This window comes from uncultured Rhodococcus sp. (assembly GCF_963525155.1).
Taxonomy (GTDB): domain Bacteria; phylum Actinomycetota; class Actinomycetes; order Mycobacteriales; family Mycobacteriaceae; genus Rhodococcus_F; species Rhodococcus_F qingshengii.
Map to the genome: position 1 here is coordinate 1 of NZ_CAURKP010000110.1, position 17,936 is coordinate 17,936.

The following is a 17,936-nucleotide window of genomic DNA, read 5'->3' on the forward strand; positions in this document are numbered from 1 at the left end:
AGGGGCAGTGCGCCACCGGACTCGAGACCACACGAAGCGACAAGTGTGAGGCCGATCGTGGCAACCGCGAGTTTCCAGCCCCACGTTCTGGTGATCGAAGTCTTGGTCATCGCAATCCCTTGGGCCCGAGATAAGTTTCGGCGAGCGCGCCGAGCCAGTCGATCAGCAAGGCCAACGACACCGCCAGTACGGCACCGACCACGAGGGTGACGTTGTCGCGGAGCTTGTATCCGGTGTCGATCAGAATGCCGAGTCCGCCGGCACTGACCAGGAAGCACAGTGTCGCGGTACCGACGGCCAGAACGAGCGAAGTACGCAGTCCTGCAAGGATGTACGGGACGGCCATCGGGAACTCGAGTTGACGTAGGACCGTGAGCGAAGACATTCCCTGCCCGCGCCCCGCATCGATCAAGGTCTTGTCCACTTGCTGGTAGCCGAGGATGGTGTTGCGCAGCACCGGAAGCAACGAATAGAACGCGATGGGAAACACGCCGATCCAGAAGCCGGTCGTTCTTGTCGCGAGATAGAACAGCACGAGCAGGCCGATGGCAGGCGCTGCGGCTCCGATGTTGGCTATTCCCACGAAGAACGGTGCCAGGCGGGTGAATTTCGGCCTGGTCAGCAGGGTTCCGAGTGGAACCGCGATGGCGACGACGATGATGACCACGGCGGCGGTGATCAGTACGTGCTGCCAGGTCAGAGTGACGATGTTGTCGAGGTTGATGCTCGCCTTCTGCGTCGCGTTGAGATCTCGGCTGAATGCCCAGATCAACACGCCCGCAACCAGGATCAGGACGATGACCGGCTGCACATACAGTCGCATCCGTTCCGCACGGCGCGTGGCGGCGTTCTCGGCCGCACCCAGATCGGGGGCGTCCGGTTCCATCTCAGGCGCGGAGACGCGCTCCTCTGTCGTGGCAGTCATGTTCAACCCTCGACGTTCTCGGTGTCTGGCTCTTCGTCGTGGTCGTGCGCATGCTCCTCGCGCATTTCGGAAAGATGGCTGACCAGTGTGTCGATGGTGATGAGACCGACGTACTCGCCACGCCGTCCGGTGACCACGGTGGACGCATTGCTCTCTGCGAGAAGAGCTTCCAAAGCATCCTGCAGGGTGGACTGGATGGACACGGCTTCGCCGATCTCGTTACCGACACCTCGAAGAGTCGACGCATGGGCGAGGTGGCCGGGCGAGACCCAGCGAAGCGGCCGTCCGCGCTGATCGAGAATCAGGGCCCACTTCCACTTACGCGCTGCGAGTGCGGTTCTCAAATCATCGACCGAATCGGTTTCGCGGGCGGTGAGGCACTGCTTGAGTTTGATCTGGCGCACGCGTGTCAGGGTCAGCTGCTTGAGCGAGGCGTCCGCCCCGACAAATCCGGCGACCATGTCGTTTGCGGGATTGGCGAGAATCGCTTCCGGAGTGTCGTACTGCATGATGCTGGACTGATTGCCCAGCACGGCAATACGGTCACCGAGTTTGACTGCCTCGTTGAAATCGTGCGTGACGAAGACAATGGTCTTACCCAACTCCGACTGCAGACGCATCAGTTCGTCCTGGAGCAGGCCGCGGGTGATCGGATCGACGGCACCGAAAGGTTCGTCCATCAACAGCACCGGAGGATCGGCAGCCAGCGCCCGCGCCACGCCCACACGCTGTTGCTGCCCGCCGGACAATTGGCGAGGGTAGCGGTCGCGATAGGTATCGGGATCGAGGCCTACGAGGTCGAGCATCTCGTCGGTGCGCGCTGCGATACGTTTCTTGTCCCAACCGATCAGACCCGGGACAGTCGCGACGTTCTTCGCAATCGTGAAGTGCGGGAACAAGCCTGCCTGCTGGATCGAGTACCCGATGCCACGGCGGAGCTTGTCCGGGTCGATCGACAGCGCGTCCTTGCCGTCGATGGTGATCTTGCCGGAGGTAGGTTCGATCAGGCGGTTGATCATGCGCATCGTCGTCGTCTTGCCGCAACCCGAAGGTCCGACGAAGACCACGATTTCACCGGCCGGAACAGTCAGCGAAACATTGTCCACCGCTGCAGCTTTCTGGCCCGGGTACCGCTTGGTGACGGACTCCAGGACGATCTCGACCCCGGATACCTTCTGATCTGTGGATACGTCAGACGGAATGGTTTCAGTCATTGCAGCCCCTTCGAAGTAGTGAGACGACCGATGACGACGTAGATTCCGTCGAGAATCAGAGCGAGAATGACGATCAGTACGGTGCCGACCAGCGCTTGCGGAACAGCATTCGGGCTACCGACACGCGAGAGTCCGGAGAAGATCAGGTTTCCCAGACCAGGACCTTTGGCGTACGCCGCGATGGCGAGGATGCCCATGAGCATCTGTGTACTGACCCGCATGCCGGTGAGGATCGACGGCCACGCGATCGGTAGCTCGATTCGACTCAGTACGTGCATGCGATTCATTCCGACACCGCGGGCTGCGTCCGTGATCGCCGGGTTGACTGCATCCAGACCGATGATCGTGTTCCGAATGATCGGGAGCAGGGCATACAAGATCAACGCGGTGATCGTGGGAGCGACGCCGAGACCGAGAATCGGAATGAGCAGTCCGAGGAGGGCGAATGAAGGAACCGTCAGGATCGTGCTGGCCAACGCAGTAGCGATGGAGGATCCCGCCGGGCTCCGGTAGACGAGAATGCCGATGATCACGGCGGCGATCGTCGCGATGATCACGGACTGGATAACTGCTGAAACATGAAGGTACGAGTCGGTCAACAACTGTTGTCGTCGTGCAACGACAAAATCCCATAGCGCGCCCATATTTCCGAACCCACTTTCTTCGGACTTCTGCTCGCTCGAACGTCTTCCCTCGACACCGACCGGCGCACAAGGGCTTTCCCCACAGCCTCCGTAGGCCGAGGGGTTTCCCTCGACTGTCGTCCAAAAACTGAGATACTGCAACTAATTCCGATTGCAGCGTGTCGGATGTTGTTCTGGACGTGAGATTTTGCGAGACGCGGGTATGTACCCAGCAGATAGCCACCTCAAACGTGACGGAAACAGAAAAAGTGGGAGGGTTCCGAAGAACCCTCCCACTTTCTCGGGAATCCTATGGCGCTGAAGGCGCGCTGCTGAAGTTGAACGCAGGTTGACTCAAGCCCAGCGTAGTACGTCCGCATGGGGCAGTCGTGGCAGGCGGTCGTACCACGGGTTCTCGCCAGGGTGGCCGATGTTCACCACGAGAATGGATTTGAATCGACCGTCGGCAAAAAACTCGTTGTCGACGCCGGCGCCATCGAACCCTGCCATCGGGCCCGCGGTCAAACCCTGAGCTCGGATCGCAAGGATCAGGTAACCGGCCTGCAGTGTGGCGTTGAACCGACTGGTTGCGTCGGCGGCAGCCTCGTCGGAAGCGCAGGGTTCTTGCATCTCGGCAGCATGAGGAGCCAGCGTCGGGATGTGCTCATGGAACTGGGTGTCTACGGCGAGGACCGCGACGACCGGAGCTGAAGCAGTTTTGTCCTTGTTGCCGTCCGCGATGTGTTCCAAGAGGCGAGCTTTGCCCTCTTCGGTCCGCACGAAGAGGATTCGCAGCGGACTGCTGTTTCCTCCGGTGGGAGCCCACTTCGCAAGGTCCCAAATCGCGGCGAGTTCGTCGTCGGTCACAGGTTCGTTCGAGAAGGCGTTTGCGGTTCGGGCACCTGTGAAGAGCAGTTCACGTCCAACTTCGTCGAGTTGTTGTGCAGTGAACGGGGTGGATGAGTCGAGAGACATCGGCGGTTCCTTTCCTTGGTAGCTCAACCGAGGCGATCTCAGTAAAGCTAGTAACTAGTAAAAACAAAGTGCCTCTGAACACGGTAGCACTTCGGCTAGGATGGTGGAGTGGCGAACCGGAGTGAAATGCAACATGAACCCCGTGCATGTGACGAATCGCTTGCGCGTGCCTTCGGCTTCCTCGGCAAACGGTGGAACGGGGTTATTCTCGGCACTCTGCTGAATGGACCGGCGGGATTCTCCGAACTCAAGCGCGCGGTTGGCGGGATCAGTGATTCGGTGCTCTCGGAACGCCTGACGGAGTTGGCAGGGGCAGGCCTGGTGACAAGGAGTGTCGATGCGGGTCCACCCATCACGGTGGAGTACGAACTAACGGGTTCGGGGCAAGCGCTGCTGCCCGCTCTCAGCGAATTGACCGCCTGGGCTGCCGAGAATCTGCCACCCGAGAGTTACTCGAACTGACCTAATGCCTGTGAACAGCGTTATGCGATTCGTACCAGGTGTCACCTGCCGGGTCTCCTGCCAAGTTCCAACTCCACGAGACTGTCGGCGTCATGCGTGAATAGATTCCGGGGCCGACCATTCCTGCCCTCGCGATCGGCTCAGCGATTCCGTAAATCCTGATCTCGCGCGCGACGAACGGCACGACGTCGGGTTGCCCGTCCGGTGCGACGGTGGGCTACGCGCGCCAGGACTGCGACTTCAGGTAGGTAATCTCTTCGTCCGCGAATGACATCTGTTCTCCTTCGAGGGCGAAACACGTACGCAACGTAGATGCAACGTAACCAAAACTAGTGTTCTGGATCACACAGCGTTCGTGTGGTCGAGAGGCCCTTGGTCACGAATCTGTGGGCAGAACGGGTCCTGGTTCGCTACCGGTGGCGGATGAGGACAAGGTTCCGCGGGTTGAGCACACAGCTCGCGGAACCGCCACACCACGCGCCCCCGGCAAGGGCACCGGCCGACAGGAGTTCAGGTGTCCGTAGTTGCGGAAGTCTCGGCGATCGATTTCGCCGAGACCGAATTCGATTGGGCACAGCGATCGACGCTGATTCGTGAAGTCGGCCCGCTTGTTCCGGGGCCACCATCCTTGGCGATGTGTCTGAGCGAGCCGACGCGCGGACTGGTCGACATCGCTTCACTGCTTCTCGCGGCTCCTTGGTTACTTCGATCACCGCGTGGGGACGGGCATCCGGTCCTCGTTCTCCCCGGATTGCTGACGTCGGACGTGTCGACTCTCGCGCTGAGGACATACCTGAGCTTTCTCGGATACCGGGTTCACGGTTGGAATCTGGGTCTGAACACCGGCCCGACGGCGACGGTGGTCGACGGACTGCCTGCCGCATTGGCCGAGGTAGCAGATCGATACGAGCAGAAGGTGTCGGTGATCGGCTGGAGTCTGGGCGGTATCTACGCTCGAAAGCTGGCGAGGGACCTGCCGGATTCGGTGCGTCAAGTAGTGACACTCGGAAGTCCTTTCGGTCTCACCAGTCTGGAGCAGACGAGAGTCGGATCTCTCTACGCTCGTTTGTCCGGCAATCACGCGATACTGCCTCCGGTAGACGGCATCGAATCCGAACAGGGATCGCCTATTTCTGTTCCCGCCACGTCGGTCTACTCCAGGCACGACGGTATCGTTCCATGGCAAGCGTGCTGTGAAACCTCGGCAGGCCTGTCGGAAAGCATTGCGGTGCAAGGCAGTCACATGGGGTTGACCCACAACCCGTCGGCGTTGTGGACCGTTGCCGATCGTCTCGCGCAGGACGTCGACAACTGGCAACCTTTTGCGGCTCCGAAACGGCTTCGACGCATGTTTCCCTGCTGAGGTGCGAGGCTGAGGTCCGAGGCCGGGGTGTGGGGGAGAACCCTGAGTCCGACGTGGGGACGGACTCGTACCTGAGGACATACCGCGTCGGAAAAGATGGGTCCATGGCCTGATGCGCACAGGTGGATCGGCAGCGGATAGTGGAGGTCGACGCGGATGAACCGCGAGTTCCGTTGAAAGGAAACAACACATGACCTCCCCGATGAATACCCGCAAGCTCACCCGCGCCCGCTCGGGAGCAATGTTCGGTGGGGTGTGCGCCGGAATCGCTCGATACTTCGGTTGGAAGTCGTCGACTGTCCGCTTGCTGTTCGTACTCTCGTGCCTGCTGCCCGGCCCGCAGTTTCTGATCTACATCGTGATGTGGATTTTCATTCCTCGTGAGCAGATCTGAGCGCAACGCTCAACGGCGCCGATCTTTCAGGAATTGTTTGGCGTCGTGCAGGTCTTCGATACTCAGCGCGGGGAGGGGGAGGGAGTCACGACCCATCCCCGCGGCGCGTAGTCCGTCGAGTCCTAACGAGAGGTATCGACGCCACGCGGTCTCGCTGACGGACCGAGTGAATTCGGCGAGTGCTCCCACCATGAAGATGAGTCCGAAGAGATCGGTGACGACGGCGTCGAGGCGGAGCGTTCCAGCTGCCTGCGCACGGCTGAACATCTGCTCGATCGCCGGTTCGAAGATGGATCGCTGGCACGCGAGCTGTTCGCAACCCTCATCGGTTCCGTTTATTACGTCCTTGAGTCCGCGATTGACTGCCATACGGCTGCAGGCGAATTCGGCAAACGATACAAGTCCGTTCCATGGATCCGGGTTGGCCAGCGACGCTTCAGTCGCGGCGGCAATGTCGGCGAAGTTCTGCTCGAAAACGCCGTCGATCAACTGTTCTTTGTTTGCGAACCGTCGATACACCGTGCCGACGCCGACACCTGCGCGTCGGGCGACGTCGTCGAGTGTGACGTCGATGCCTTCTTCCGCGTACAACTCACGTGCCGCATCCATGATCAATCGCTTGTTGCGCGCAGCATCGGCGCGAAGAGGTCGTTCCGGTGCGGTACTCATGACCCCACCCTACCCCAAGTGGAGACCTAATCTCCGTTTTCGTGTACGTTCTCCCGTAACCGGAGAACAAGTCTCCGCATAGTTTGGGTGAGGAAATATGTCAGACATTGCTGAGCGGGCTGAACTAGGGCAGCCGTCAGCTCCATCAAGCGACGACCACGCGAAACGGTGGCTGGTTCTCGCGATTTTGGCAATTGCGCAGCTGATGGTCGTTTTGGATTCGACCATCGTCAACATTGCGTTGCCGGCTGCGCAACGTTCACTGGAGTTCGGTGACGCTGACCGACAATGGATTATCACCGCGTATGCCTTGGCCTTCGGCAGCTTGCTGCTGCTCGGTGGTCGGCTGAGCGATCTGTTCGGCCGAAGGCGCACATTTATCATCGGACTGATCGGATTTGCGGTTGCCTCCGCCGTCGGGGGCGCGGCCGTCAACTTCGAGATGCTTGTTGCGGCTCGTGCTGGCCAGGGTGTGTTCGCTGCCCTTCTTGCTCCGGCGGCTCTGTCTCTGCTGTCGGTGACCTTCACCGATCCGGGCGAGCGTGCCAAGGCTTTCGGCATCTTCGGTGCCGTCGCCGGCGGCGGTGGCGTTGTCGGACTGTTGCTCGGCGGCGCGCTCACCGAATGGGTCGACTGGCGCTGGTGCCTGTTCGTGAACCTCGTGTTCGCGGCGATCGCTCTGGTCGGGGCGTTCCTGTTGCTCGCACCGCACACCACGGAGGCTCGGCCCAAGCTCGACATTCCGGGAACGATTCTGGTGTCGATCAGCCTGTTCAGCATCGTTTTCGGATTCTCGAAGGCCGAAACCGAAGGGTGGGACTCACCCGCAACCATTGCGTGGCTCGCAGCCGGCGTTGTGGGAATGGTGGCATTCGTGTACTGGCAAGCCAGGTCCAATCACCCGCTCCTTCCGTTGCGGGTATTGACCGACCGGATGCGAGCAGGGTCGTTCCTGGCCGTCCTCATTTCGGGTGTAGGCGTGTTCGGAGTATTCCTGTTCCTGACCTACTACTTGCAGTTGGTCCTCGGGTACAGCCCAATCGCCACTGGCCTCGCCTTCATGCCAATGACAATCGGGCTTGTCGCGGCGGCAACGCTGTCGACATCGGTCCTTCTGCCGCGTTTCGGGCCGCGCCTGGTGGTCACGGGCGGACTGATTCTGTCGGCGATCGGAATGGTTCTTCTCGCACAGATCTCAGTGGAGAGCGCTTATGCCCTCAATATTGTGCCGGGACTCCTCGTGGGTGGCTTCGGAGTGGGTAGCGTCGTCGCGCCGGCCATGCAGGGGGCAGTTTCCGGTGTGCATCACGAAGACGCGGGCGTTGCGTCTGCTGCCATCAATACGATGCAGCAGGTGGGCGGGTCGATCGGAACCGCACTGCTCAGTACGATTGCGGCCTCGGCTTCCTCTCACTACCTGGTGGGGCGCGAGTTGAACCCGTTGACACAGGCGCATGCTGCCGTCGAGAGCTATACGACAGCGTTTTATTGGACAGCAGGTATCTACGCAGTCGGCGCGGTGTTGACCGCGCTGGTTCTTCGGAGTGGACTGCTTCCGGATTCGGCGGAGGGCGAGCCCGTAATCGCCCACTGACAACAACTTCGGGGTCGTCGCTGTTGTGGCGATGACCCCGAAGTCGTGGGAGTTCGGGGGAGCAGGGCCCGCGAAATCGTCTCAGCAGTTCTTCCCGGGCGTTGCCTGAAACCGATGAAGGACGTGATCGAGTTGCTCGGAGGACAGCGCCGGGACGGGCAACTCGCGATGGCCGGTGCGGGACGCGCAGAGTCCGTCGATCATGAACCCGAGTGCGCGGCGGTAAGCCTGAGGGGCCTCGTCGCCGCCGAACTTCTGGGCCATCTTGACGACTTGCATGAGAAGCGGAATGTCGTTGACTTCGAAGTCGCTGCGCAGGGTGCCCTGTTCCTTGGCTCGATTGACAAGTACCGCAGTGTGTCGAGCGATCCCGGCGCGCGCGCGAGCGAAGGTGTCGGACGTGAAGCGTCCGTCCATCAGGAGATCGCCGAATCCGCGGTTGTCTGCCATGCGCAGGGAGATCACGTCGAGAAAGTAGACAAGACCTTCCCAGGCGTCTGGCATCTCCCGGGCGGTGGCGGCAATCGTTTCGATCTCGGAGCACCGCGTGTCGAACAGGGCCTGGATCAGCTCGTCCTTGCTGGCGAACCGGCGATAGACGGTGCCGACGCCGACGCCGGCGTGCTTCGCGACGTCCGCCAGCGTGGCGTCGAGTCCTTGGGCAGCGAACACCTCGCGAGCGGAGTTGAGGATGCGCTCGAGGTTTGCCTTGGCGTCGGACCGAAGGCGCGGCTGTGAGCAGTCGGCCGAGGTCCCCGCATGAGAAGCGTCGGGGTGTGTTGTCGGCATCCTCACAGTCTACGGTACTAAGCGGAATGATCGATTCCGTTAGTGCTATATTGCTAAGCGGAACGTGTGGTTCCGATTGTCCGTATGAGAGAAGCCGATATGAGCACGTCTGACATCTGGGTCGGGAGCAATCCGATCTCGATGGTGGGTACGCGGAGTGCAGGTTTCGCGGCAACGAGGCTTCGCGCCCTTGCCGGCGACGGCGCCTTTGCTCAGCTCGTTCGTTTTGCCCTCGTCGGCGGAGCCAGCAACATCTTGTACTTTGCCGCTTTTCTGGCGCTGCGCGGTGACGGAGCGCTGGTCGCCAACGCAGTTGGTGCGGTCTTGAGCACCATTCTGGCCAATGAGCTGCATCGCCGGCTCACCTTCCACGCCGCGGATCGCGTCAACTGGTTCACCGCGCAGTGGGAAGGCGGTGGACTCGCACTGGTCGGGTTGATCGCCAGTTCTGCCGCCATCAGTGCGCTCGGCTTCCTTCTCCCAGGCGCCGACGGGCTTCTTCAAGCCGGGCTTGTGATCGCCGTGAGCGGAATTGTCGGTGGCCTGCGATTCGTCGCCCTTCGCGGTTGGGTGTTCTGAGCGGTTCTCGAATTCGGATCGGACTCGGCTCGTAGGGAACACTGAGACCCATGAGCCTTTCGATAGCCGACTCCGGCATCCGTCTGGCTGTGCTCTGCATCGTCATGGCACTTGTCGCCACGCTCGTCTACCGATTCACCTATCTCGGTAGCGTTCGGGTGGTCCCCGGTGCCCTCGCTCGTGGCGCTCTTCAGTTGGCTGCGATTTCGTTGATCCTTGCCGCCGCCTTGGTCCACATCTGGTCGGCGCTCCTCGTGCTCGCCGGCATGTTCGTTGCGGCGTCTTTCACCGCGGCACGACGCTCGAACGCGGGGACGTCCGGAGTTTGGCTGACCATCGCGTTGGCGTCGGGAATCGGTGTGGTTCTGCCACTGATGCTGCTGTCCGGAGTGGTTCCGCTGCAAGGCGTCGCTCTGGTGCCGATCGGCGGAATTGTTCTGGGCGGCGCTATGACTGCGACATCGATGGCAGCCAAACGCGGACTCGATGCCGTCGACGACCGGTACGGGGAAGTGGAGGCCGCACTGAGCCTTGGATTTTCCCAGCGCGATGCACGGTGGGAAGTAGCCCGCACCGCTGCCTCCGACGCCCTGCTACCGGGAGTCGACCAGACGCGCACCGTCGGCCTCGTGACATTGCCGGGAGCCTTTGTCGGCGTTTTGCTCGCGACGGGGTCGGCCGTTCAAGCCGGTGCCGTGCAAATTCTTGTGCTGGCAGGGCTGCTGTTGGCGCAAACCTGCTCGGTTGCCGTGGCGTTGGAACTCGTCGCCCGCGGTTTCGTCTTTCGAGGTCAAGCTGTCAGGCCTGCGCGAGTTCGTTGATCTTGTCGCTGCGAAGGACGCGGCCGGGAAGATCGGGGGTGTCTGCCGCGAGGGTGATCATTGCCCTGCCGATGTTTTCACTGGTGGTCACGCTGCTGGGCCAGACCCTGCGCAAGAGTGGGTAGAGAGGCACGGAGATTTGATAGAAGGCCTTGTACCACCAGGTCTTCGACGGCGATCCCGGGCGCGGACGGATGAATCCCGGCCGGAGGATGTAGGTCGTGAGAGGGAGTGCGAGTAGCGCATTCTCGGTCGCGCCACGTACTCGCTTCCACATGGTCTTGCTGGTTTCGGTGGAATCGGCGCTTTCACCGGACACGTAGACGAACACCATCTGAGGGTTCACACCCGACAGTGTCGTGGCGGCGGCAAGCGTGATGTCACGCGTGATGTGGGTGTAGTCGGCTTCGTTCATGCCGGCGGAGGAGACACCGAGGCAGAAGAAGCAGGCTTCCACGCCGGTCAGATCGGCTTCGATCGCCGAGAAGTTGAGCATGTCGCGGTGAACGATGTCGACGATCTTCGGGGCAGTTGTACCGGACGGATTGCGGCCTACGGTCACGACTTCGTCGATTCGTGGATCGTCGAGGCATTCCCTCAGGACGCTGTTGCCGACCATTCCTGTTGCCCCGAAAACGACGACTTTCATGATGTTCCCCCGGCGTTGGTTCCACTTTCTGTGATGCGCACACTACGGAACCGTCTGCAGTTCATCCGACCGGAGTGCCCAACTGAACGCTTGACCTGCAATTATGAGTCCATTTTGATCCGACTCGCGACTAAAGTCCCTACAAACCGGCTGGACGGTTGGCTGAAAATAGTTTTATGGACGAAGGAGTTGATGAAATACACGTTCTCGGATCGGAGTCCGCCGGTCGAATGGTAGAGGCGTCGGCGATCATCGTTCTCGGTGCGCTCTGTGCAGTAGTCGCAGGTTCGGGTGTGTTCTTTGTCGTCGGATCGATTGGTGGCTTCGCCCGATTGCTCTACCTGGTTGTTCGTGGTCCGCTCAACTCTTGCTCGGTACCGGTGTCGAATGTCGAGCTGGCGCCTTCGAGAACGTCATGTGGTCGTTGATGCTCCCGAACGTCGAGTGAAGACGATCAAGGATGTAGTTCTGACGCATGTTCCACGGTGACTTCGATCCCTGCTTCGGGAACTGTTCCACAGCACGCATGACGTACCCCGACGCCAGGTCCAGGATCGGCCGCTGGTCCATCTCTTCGCTCGCGTGCGGCACGCACTTCGAATAGCCGCGCTTATCCATCTCCGTCAGCAGTCGGCAGACGTACATCGACGTGAGATCTGCTCGCAGAGTCCACGAGGCGTTGGTGTAGCCGACGCACATCGCGAAGTTCGGTACGTCGCTGATCATCATGCCCTTGTAGACGTAACGATCACCGAGGGTGACGGGTTCGCCGTCCACTTCGATCGACATCCCGCCGCACGCTTCCATCTTCAATCCTGTTGCAGTGACGATGATGTCAGCTTCGAGTTCGCGACCTGACGCGAGACGGATCCCGGTCTCGGTGAAGGTGTCGATGTGATCGGTCTCGATCGAGGCCTTGCCGGATCGGAGGGCTTTGAACAAATCGCCGTCGGGTACGACGCACAAGCGCTGATCCCAGGGGTCGTAGGTGGGTGTGAAGTGAGGATCGAGTGGGATCTCTTCCGGGAGTTGGCGACTGATCGCGAGGTTCAGCAACCGCTTTGCACGCGCTGGACTGCGCCGGCACAGTTGATAGAAACTCAGGTTCACTACGATGCTCTTCCATCGAGCGATGCTGTGCGCGAGTTGATTCGGCAGTACTGCGCGGATGGTGTCCGATACCTTGTCGCTGGACGGCAGAGCCAGAATGTATGTCGGTGATCGCTGGAGCATGGTGACATGGCTCGCGTCCCGCGACATCGTGGGGACCAAAGTGACTGCGGTGGCGCCGCTTCCGATCACAACGACCTTCTTGTCGGAGTAATCGAGTTCTTCGGGCCAGAACTGCGGGTGCACAACCTCGCCGGCAAACGATTCACGTCCGGGGAAGTCGGGGGTGTATCCGCCCTCGTAGCTGTAGTAACCGCTGCAGAGATAGAGGAAGTTACAGGTCAATGTTTCGTCTTCGTTGCCGGTTGTGACCGTGACTGTCCACGTCGAGTCCGCTGACGACCATGATGCGGCCGTCACCTTCCGGTTGTACCGAATCTTCTTGTCGATCCCGTTCTCTCGCGCGGTGTCGCGCACGTACCGGAGGATCGAATCACCGTCGGCGATTGCTTTGGCATCTGTCCACGGCCGAAACGGGTAGCCGAGCGTGAACATGTCGGAATCCGATCGGATGCCAGGGTATTTGAAGAGGTCCCAGGTTCCGCCACTGTTCGCGCGGGCCTCGAGGATTGCGTACGACTTGCCGGGAAGCTCGGTCTGGAGTCGATACGCAGCACCGATGCCGGACAAGCCGGCGCCGACGATCAGGACATCGAGGTGTTCGGTGCTCATCAGTTCGGACTCCGTATCGATCGTGTGGGGCCACCGGGCAGGCTAAGTGTTCGATCTCCACACTACTGAACGATGCTCAGTAAGGCGAGGGTGACCATGTGATCGTCGGCGGTCGGATAGCCGCACACAGTGGTTTACCTGCGGCGTCGGTGAGGCCGAGGTCGCCGTGGAGCATGCCGGAAGCGTCGGCCTGCTCGACGATGTGCTCGGGGATCGCGTCGAGCATCAGCTTTGCGCGCCGAAACATCTCGAACGTCTGGTCATCGGATACCGTCACCCAGGACAGGTAGATGAAGCGTCCGCGAGGTGGACCCTGGATGTATGGACCGAGAATGTCCCAGGCACCGGACTTTCGCTCCAGACTCGCTGTCAGTTCCCATCGCACTGTCTCGGTATCTCCCGGTACGAGGTCGAGGATTTCGTGTGGCTTGCCTCGGCGCTGAACGCCGACGTGGATGTTGCTGCGCCCTTCGAAGGTTGCGGTTTCGGAACACTCACGTCCGGGCAGGCTGTGACCGATGATGATGATCTGCATATCGACATCATGCTCTGCACAGGTCGGGAGGGGTTGGCGTGGTGAGTCGTTCGGGTAGAACCTTTGTTGCGGCCGTGGTGGCGAGCATTCTGTTGTCGAGTCTCGGCTGGGGATCAGGTGTTGCAGTGGCGACGGCGGACGAACCGGAAGTCGCGGGCGCGCTGGAGTCCTATGGCAAACTCTCGGCCGCAGTGTTTCCGGTCGGCGCCGGTGAGACGCAGCGGGTCGTGTATCGAACTCTGCGTACCGCTGACAGGTGGGGGGAGTCGTCAGGGTCCGTGTTTCTGCCGGACGGTGCCGCACCGGCGGGCGGTTGGCCCGTCATCTCCTATGCCCACGGAACTTTGGGCAGTGCGGATCAGTGTGCACCCTCGTCGACCGGATTCGGTCCGGGCGAGATCGAACCGATCGAACGCTGGTTGGAGCAGGGGTACGCGGTGGTCGCTACCGACTACTCGGGACTTGGTACCGACGGGGTGCTGGCCTATCTCGACGGACATGCCGCCGGCGCGAATGCGGTCGACATCGTGCGGGCTGCGCACGAGTTGTACGGCAGTGTGCTGAGTCCGCGGTGGATGGTCGCAGGTTTGTCCGAAGGTGGTCATGCTGCGTACTTCGCGGGACACGAGGCCACCACTCGTGCACCGGAATTGGATTTCCGCGGCTCGGTCGTCGTTGCCGGCCCCACCCATATGGAAGGTTTGTTTCCGTTGGGCGGACCGCTGTTTCCCGACATCGGTATCGCCGGGTTGGTGGGATATGCGCTGTACGTTCTGGCCGGGATCGACGATCAACGACCCGAAGAGAACATTCGCGAGGTTCTCTCGCCGCGGGGGATCGAGTGGATGGAAAAGGCTCGGACACTGTGCGCCGGAGATCTCGGCCGCCACATTCGCGCCGAACGAATCCAGTTGAGCTCGTTGTTTTCTCGGTCGGTATGGACGCCACGCTTCCACGATCTGTTTCGCGAGATGATGCAGGTGCCGGTCGACGGCTACGACCGGTCACTGCGTGTGGTGCAGAGCGTGTCGGACACAACGGTTCCTGTCGCCCTCACCTGGGCGCAACTGGTCGACATGCGTTCGCGGGGAACGCAGTTCGAGTATCAAGAACTCGCCGGAATCAGTCACGGTCAAACGATGGTCGCTTCGATGGACCAGACCATGGAGTTCATCGATCGATTGATGAGGTGATGTTCGGCGGTGTTGTTGTTTCAGTGTTGTTGTTCAGCGCATACGTCGCGGCCCGTAATCGTGGCCACCGTTGGCGAACCACACGATTGCCGCAATCGCGTACAGGATGCAGACCAGGAGTAGCAGCCCGCCTGCGATCCACAGCGAGATCTGACCGAGTCGTTTCACTCGATCGGACGCATACCGCGACCCGGCCACATCGCCGTCAGCCCACAGCGGATACACGTTGAAGGCGTGCGTGAAAGCGGAGAAGGAAAGCGGCCAGAAGAACAGCAGCGAGACCACTGCCCAACCCGCATTGACGGGCGGTCGAATCGGGTGCTGAGGAACGGATTGCTGGACGGTGGGTTGATCCGGGTTGGTCATGGGGGCTCCTGACATGAGGTGGCCCTTTCGACGCTACTGCGATGGAGCTGAAGAATCACTGAGCGTGCACGATCAGCCGTAATGCCAGTCGCGATCCATCCGTCGGAAGTACGGAAAGAGTGTGGCCTCCTCGAAATCGAGGTGCGACTGCATATGGTCCGCCAATTCGGAGATTGCGGCGTGTGCCCGGTTGACCGTGGAGGATTCGGTGCTCAGTGCGAGCGACGCACGCTTGGCTTCCGACACGATCTCCCCGACAAGCTTGTGTTCTGCCTGCAGTCGTTCGACCGCAGGGGCCAACTCGGGAAAGTTCCTGGTCATTGCCGGGAACATACGTTGATCTTCGATGGTGTGGTGCAGAGTCAGCGTGTTGCAGTAGAAGTCGCAGTTGACCCGTAGTTGCCAGACGAAATCCGCGATCGTCAGATTGTCGAGCATTTCTGGTATCCGAGTCAGATCGGCGGTTTCGTCCGACAACAGTTGCAGGGCGTTCTCGAGTACCTCGATATCGGCTCGCAGAGGTTCGTGAACCTGACGTAGCTGTTCGATCATCCTCAGACCGGCAACTGTTGCCGTGTTGTGCGAATGAGGGGCGTTCACGTCTGCGCAACTCGATCCCGCTCCGCGAGCATCCTCGCTACCGGCAGGACGTCCTTTGCTGCCATCTCGATACGTTCGAATACCTCGGGATTGAGGATGGTCGTTCCGTCGAAATCGCCTGAGCTGAGATAGATTCCGACCGGAGCGGTCAGCGCTTGGAAGAAAGCGAAAAGTGGCCGCAGCGCATGATCCAACACGAGGGCGTGGCGGTCGCTACCACCTGTAGCGGCAAGAATCACCGGAGTGTTGGCAAGCGCGTACTGGTCGACGAGATCGAAAAAATGCTTGAACATTCCCGTGTACGAACCGCGGAACACCGGTGACGCCGCGATGACGATATCGGCAGACTCGACTGCTGCCAGCGCTTCGGCGGTCACTGAGTCGACGTGATCGCGATCCAGAGCAGTTGCAAGACCTGGAATCAGATCCACGATCTCGAAAACTCGTGTGTCGATCTGCTCGAAGTCTCCCAAGGTTTCGACGATCAGGTCGACGAGGGCACGAGTCTTGGAGGGTTTTTGGAGGTTGCCGACAACGGCAACAATTTTGAGCGGTGTGCTCATCGAAACTCCTATTCTTGGGACGACTTCAGTGATTCGATTTCCTTACGCACAACGGGGGCTACTTCGGTGCCGAGGATCTCGATCGCACGCAGCATGTCCTTCTGTGGCACGTTGCCGAACCCCATCTGGATCATGATGCGGTCATGATGGAACAGTTCGTACTGGGCCATCGTCTTGTCGATGATTTCCTGCGGGCCGCCGAGGAAGAACGCACCCGCGGTGGTTGCCTGCGCTTCATATGCCCTGCGCGGCATGGGAACTCCGTTTCCGCGCTGATGATGATTCTGCATCCACCCGGCCTGGAAGTACGGGTACGACGTGTCGAGTGCTGTTTGCTTCGAGGTATCGACAAATCCTGGCGAAGCAATCGAGACAGCCAGTTTGTTCGGATCGTGTCCGAACTCCGCTGCAGCCCTGCGGTACAGATCGACGAACGGTTCGAACTGTTGGTAACTTCCACCGATGATGGCCAGTGAGAGGGGCAGGCCCAGTTTCGCGGCACGGACGACAGAGGCCGGAGTACCCCCGACTGCGATCCACACCGGAATCTGACGGTCCGGGCGGGGCGTCACGTCACCGTCGATCAGTGGTGGGCGAAGTTGTCCTTCCCAGTTGATCGGGTTCTCGTCGCGCAGTTTCAGTAGTAGATCAAGCTTTTCGGCGAAGAGTTCGTTGTACTGGGACAAGTCGTACCCGAAGAGCGGAAATGACTCCGTGTACGAACCTCGGCCGGCAATGATCTCGGCACGGCCTTCGGAAAGCAGGTCGACTGTCGCGAACTGTTGGAACACGCGGACGGGATCGTCGGAACTGAGTACGGTTACGGCGCTGGACAGCTTGATGTTGTCGGTAGCCTGAGCCATTGCCGCGAGCACAACGGCAGGGGCTGAGACTGCGAAGTCGGTGCGATGGTGCTCGCCGACGCCGAAGACATCGAGTCCAACCTGATCGGCAACGGTTGCCTGCTCCACCAAATGACGAAGGTGGACACCGGGATTCATCATCGCGCCGGTGGTGGGGTCTGGGGTGAGTTCACCGAAATGGTAGACGCCCAATTCGAAAGCCATGTTGTTTCTCGCTATCTGTTCGTGGGGGTGATGGAAAGCTGTTCTACGTGCGCATCGCATGCGCCGCCTTTATTCGTGTGATGTGCGGCAAGTCGTGAGAAGAAGCGTTCGAGTACCGGAAGCTCCTCGGTTTCAATGAGATCGGAGAAGTATTCGGCGATCCCTCGCGTGTGTATGGCGGACGCTTTTCGAAGCGTCTTCTTGCCCGCAGGCGTCATCGATACCGTCACGACGCGTCGATCGTTGTCCGGTCTAACGCGCTCCACTAATCCGGCCTCGACCAATCGATCGACGACGCGCGTCACGCCACTGGTGGTGACCAGGACCAGTTCGGCCAGATCGCCCATTCGGATCGTGTTTCCCGGAGCTTCGTGCAGTCGGAGCAGAACGTCGTACTGGCCAAGGGTGAGCCCGGTGGTGGTTCGAAGATCCGCCTCCATCTTGCCGAGGATGACGCTGTGGGAGACGACGAGGTCGCGCCACACACGACCACGTACGTGTTCATCAGTTGTCATCGGTGACGCCCTCCATTTATTTGCGATCGCAAGTATTGCTTACTCAAATAATACGCTTGCGACGGTCCAACTATTCCCTGCTCTCATTTGCGCTGATAGAATAGGATTGACTCGAACGCATGTTCGAGTACTGTATGGGGAGGGGATCGGGGGATTCAATGAGCGTCTTGTTTTATTATGTGGTTTCGGGTTCTGAGG

Annotated in this window: 21 protein-coding genes; 7 read left to right on the forward strand and 14 right to left on the reverse strand. The window is 60.3% G+C overall.

Translation table 11 applies throughout. The features are described from left to right. Positions 1-106 precede the first annotated feature (106 nt). The 4 genes from RWT78_RS19705 to RWT78_RS19720 all read right to left on the reverse strand — a co-directional run bounded on the left by RWT78_RS19705 (position 107) and on the right by RWT78_RS19720 (position 3,737). Entirely contained in the window at positions 107-925 is an 819-nt protein-coding gene (locus RWT78_RS19705; protein ID WP_003939758.1) for an ABC transporter permease, read from the reverse strand. A gap of 2 nt (positions 926-927) precedes the next feature. Next, positions 928-2,139, reverse strand: coding sequence for an ATP-binding cassette domain-containing protein (locus tag RWT78_RS19710; RefSeq protein ID WP_007731456.1), 1,212 nt, complete (start codon positions 2,137-2,139; stop codon positions 928-930). Next, the gene (locus tag RWT78_RS19715) at positions 2,136-2,783 is read right to left on the reverse strand and encodes an ABC transporter permease (protein WP_054187726.1); all 648 of its coding nucleotides are present in this window, start codon (positions 2,781-2,783) and stop codon (positions 2,136-2,138) included. The genes RWT78_RS19710 and RWT78_RS19715 overlap by 4 nt, the downstream gene beginning before the upstream one ends. A gap of 333 nt (positions 2,784-3,116) precedes the next feature. Continuing rightward, positions 3,117-3,737 (reverse strand): malonic semialdehyde reductase, encoded by a 621-nt coding sequence (locus RWT78_RS19720; protein WP_003940186.1) that lies wholly within the window; start codon positions 3,735-3,737, stop codon positions 3,117-3,119. Between the two features lie 126 nt (positions 3,738-3,863). Between RWT78_RS19720 and RWT78_RS19725 the strand changes: the two genes are divergently transcribed. From RWT78_RS19725 to RWT78_RS19735, 3 genes are all read left to right on the forward strand, one after another. Beyond that, a complete protein-coding gene (locus RWT78_RS19725; RefSeq protein WP_080552750.1) occupies positions 3,864-4,199 on the forward strand; it encodes a winged helix-turn-helix transcriptional regulator in 336 nt (111 codons plus the stop codon). A gap of 514 nt (positions 4,200-4,713) precedes the next feature. After that, complete coding sequence (locus RWT78_RS19730; RefSeq protein WP_003939759.1) at positions 4,714-5,562, forward strand: alpha/beta fold hydrolase; 849 nt, start codon at positions 4,714-4,716, stop codon at positions 5,560-5,562. A gap of 190 nt (positions 5,563-5,752) precedes the next feature. Further along, entirely contained in the window at positions 5,753-5,956 is a 204-nt protein-coding gene (locus tag RWT78_RS19735) for a PspC domain-containing protein (RefSeq protein ID WP_003939828.1), read from the forward strand. A gap of 9 nt (positions 5,957-5,965) precedes the next feature. Here the strand turns inward: RWT78_RS19735 and RWT78_RS19740 are convergent, their stop codons facing one another. Then, entirely contained in the window at positions 5,966-6,625 is a 660-nt protein-coding gene (locus RWT78_RS19740) for a helix-turn-helix domain-containing protein (protein ID WP_314677533.1), read from the reverse strand. 97 nt (positions 6,626-6,722) lie between these two features. Between RWT78_RS19740 and RWT78_RS19745 the strand changes: the two genes are divergently transcribed. Further along, on the forward strand, positions 6,723-8,219 hold the full coding sequence (locus RWT78_RS19745; protein ID WP_314677536.1) for a DHA2 family efflux MFS transporter permease subunit: 1,497 nt from the start codon (positions 6,723-6,725) through the stop codon (positions 8,217-8,219). 81 nt (positions 8,220-8,300) lie between these two features. Here the strand turns inward: RWT78_RS19745 and RWT78_RS19750 are convergent, their stop codons facing one another. Then, positions 8,301-9,008 (reverse strand): TetR/AcrR family transcriptional regulator, encoded by a 708-nt coding sequence (locus tag RWT78_RS19750; RefSeq protein WP_003940173.1) that lies wholly within the window; start codon positions 9,006-9,008, stop codon positions 8,301-8,303. Between the two features lie 141 nt (positions 9,009-9,149). Between RWT78_RS19750 and RWT78_RS19755 the strand changes: the two genes are divergently transcribed. Together RWT78_RS19755 and RWT78_RS19760 are read left to right on the forward strand one after the other, a co-directional pair. After that, positions 9,150-9,587, forward strand: coding sequence for a GtrA family protein (locus tag RWT78_RS19755; protein WP_020908979.1), 438 nt, complete (start codon positions 9,150-9,152; stop codon positions 9,585-9,587). Positions 9,588-9,637: 50 nt separating this feature from the next. Then, positions 9,638-10,408 carry an ABC transporter permease gene (locus tag RWT78_RS19760; protein ID WP_314677540.1) on the forward strand — a complete coding sequence of 257 codons (771 nt, stop codon included), beginning with the start codon at positions 9,638-9,640 and terminating at the stop codon, positions 10,406-10,408. On the opposite strand, the gene RWT78_RS19765 is transcribed toward RWT78_RS19760, so the two are convergent. The 3 genes from RWT78_RS19765 to RWT78_RS19775 all read right to left on the reverse strand — a co-directional run bounded on the left by RWT78_RS19765 (position 10,386) and on the right by RWT78_RS19775 (position 13,434). After that, complete coding sequence (locus RWT78_RS19765) at positions 10,386-11,057, reverse strand: NAD(P)H-binding protein (protein WP_314677543.1); 672 nt, start codon at positions 11,055-11,057, stop codon at positions 10,386-10,388. The two genes, RWT78_RS19760 and RWT78_RS19765, sit on opposite strands and share 23 nt — an antisense overlap. A 360-nt stretch (positions 11,058-11,417) precedes the next feature. Continuing rightward, positions 11,418-12,899, reverse strand: coding sequence for an NAD(P)/FAD-dependent oxidoreductase (locus RWT78_RS19770; RefSeq protein ID WP_314677546.1), 1,482 nt, complete (start codon positions 12,897-12,899; stop codon positions 11,418-11,420). Between the two features lie 76 nt (positions 12,900-12,975). Next, the gene (locus RWT78_RS19775; protein WP_314677549.1) at positions 12,976-13,434 is read right to left on the reverse strand and encodes a DUF5990 family protein; all 459 of its coding nucleotides are present in this window, start codon (positions 13,432-13,434) and stop codon (positions 12,976-12,978) included. Between the two features lie 38 nt (positions 13,435-13,472). Between RWT78_RS19775 and RWT78_RS19780 the strand changes: the two genes are divergently transcribed. Beyond that, the gene (locus tag RWT78_RS19780) at positions 13,473-14,627 is read left to right on the forward strand and encodes a lipase family protein (RefSeq protein ID WP_314677554.1); all 1,155 of its coding nucleotides are present in this window, start codon (positions 13,473-13,475) and stop codon (positions 14,625-14,627) included. Between the two features lie 33 nt (positions 14,628-14,660). On the opposite strand, the gene RWT78_RS19785 is transcribed toward RWT78_RS19780, so the two are convergent. The 5 genes from RWT78_RS19785 to RWT78_RS19805 form a co-directional block, all read right to left on the reverse strand. Then, a complete protein-coding gene (locus RWT78_RS19785; RefSeq protein ID WP_003940071.1) occupies positions 14,661-14,993 on the reverse strand; it encodes a CD225/dispanin family protein in 333 nt (110 codons plus the stop codon). A gap of 72 nt (positions 14,994-15,065) precedes the next feature. Next, positions 15,066-15,593: a hemerythrin domain-containing protein gene (locus RWT78_RS19790; RefSeq protein WP_054825163.1), complete on the reverse strand. Its 528-nt coding sequence runs from the start codon at positions 15,591-15,593 to the stop codon at positions 15,066-15,068. Continuing rightward, a complete protein-coding gene (gene msuE / locus RWT78_RS19795) occupies positions 15,590-16,156 on the reverse strand; it encodes an FMN reductase (RefSeq protein ID WP_003939807.1) in 567 nt (188 codons plus the stop codon). Before msuE ends, RWT78_RS19790 begins: the two co-directional genes overlap by 4 nt. Positions 16,157-16,164: 8 nt before the next feature. Further along, complete coding sequence (locus RWT78_RS19800; protein WP_314677561.1) at positions 16,165-17,223, reverse strand: LLM class flavin-dependent oxidoreductase; 1,059 nt, start codon at positions 17,221-17,223, stop codon at positions 16,165-16,167. A gap of 11 nt (positions 17,224-17,234) precedes the next feature. Further along, positions 17,235-17,738: a MarR family transcriptional regulator gene (locus tag RWT78_RS19805; protein ID WP_314677564.1), complete on the reverse strand. Its 504-nt coding sequence runs from the start codon at positions 17,736-17,738 to the stop codon at positions 17,235-17,237. Positions 17,739-17,936: the final 198 nt, after the last annotated feature.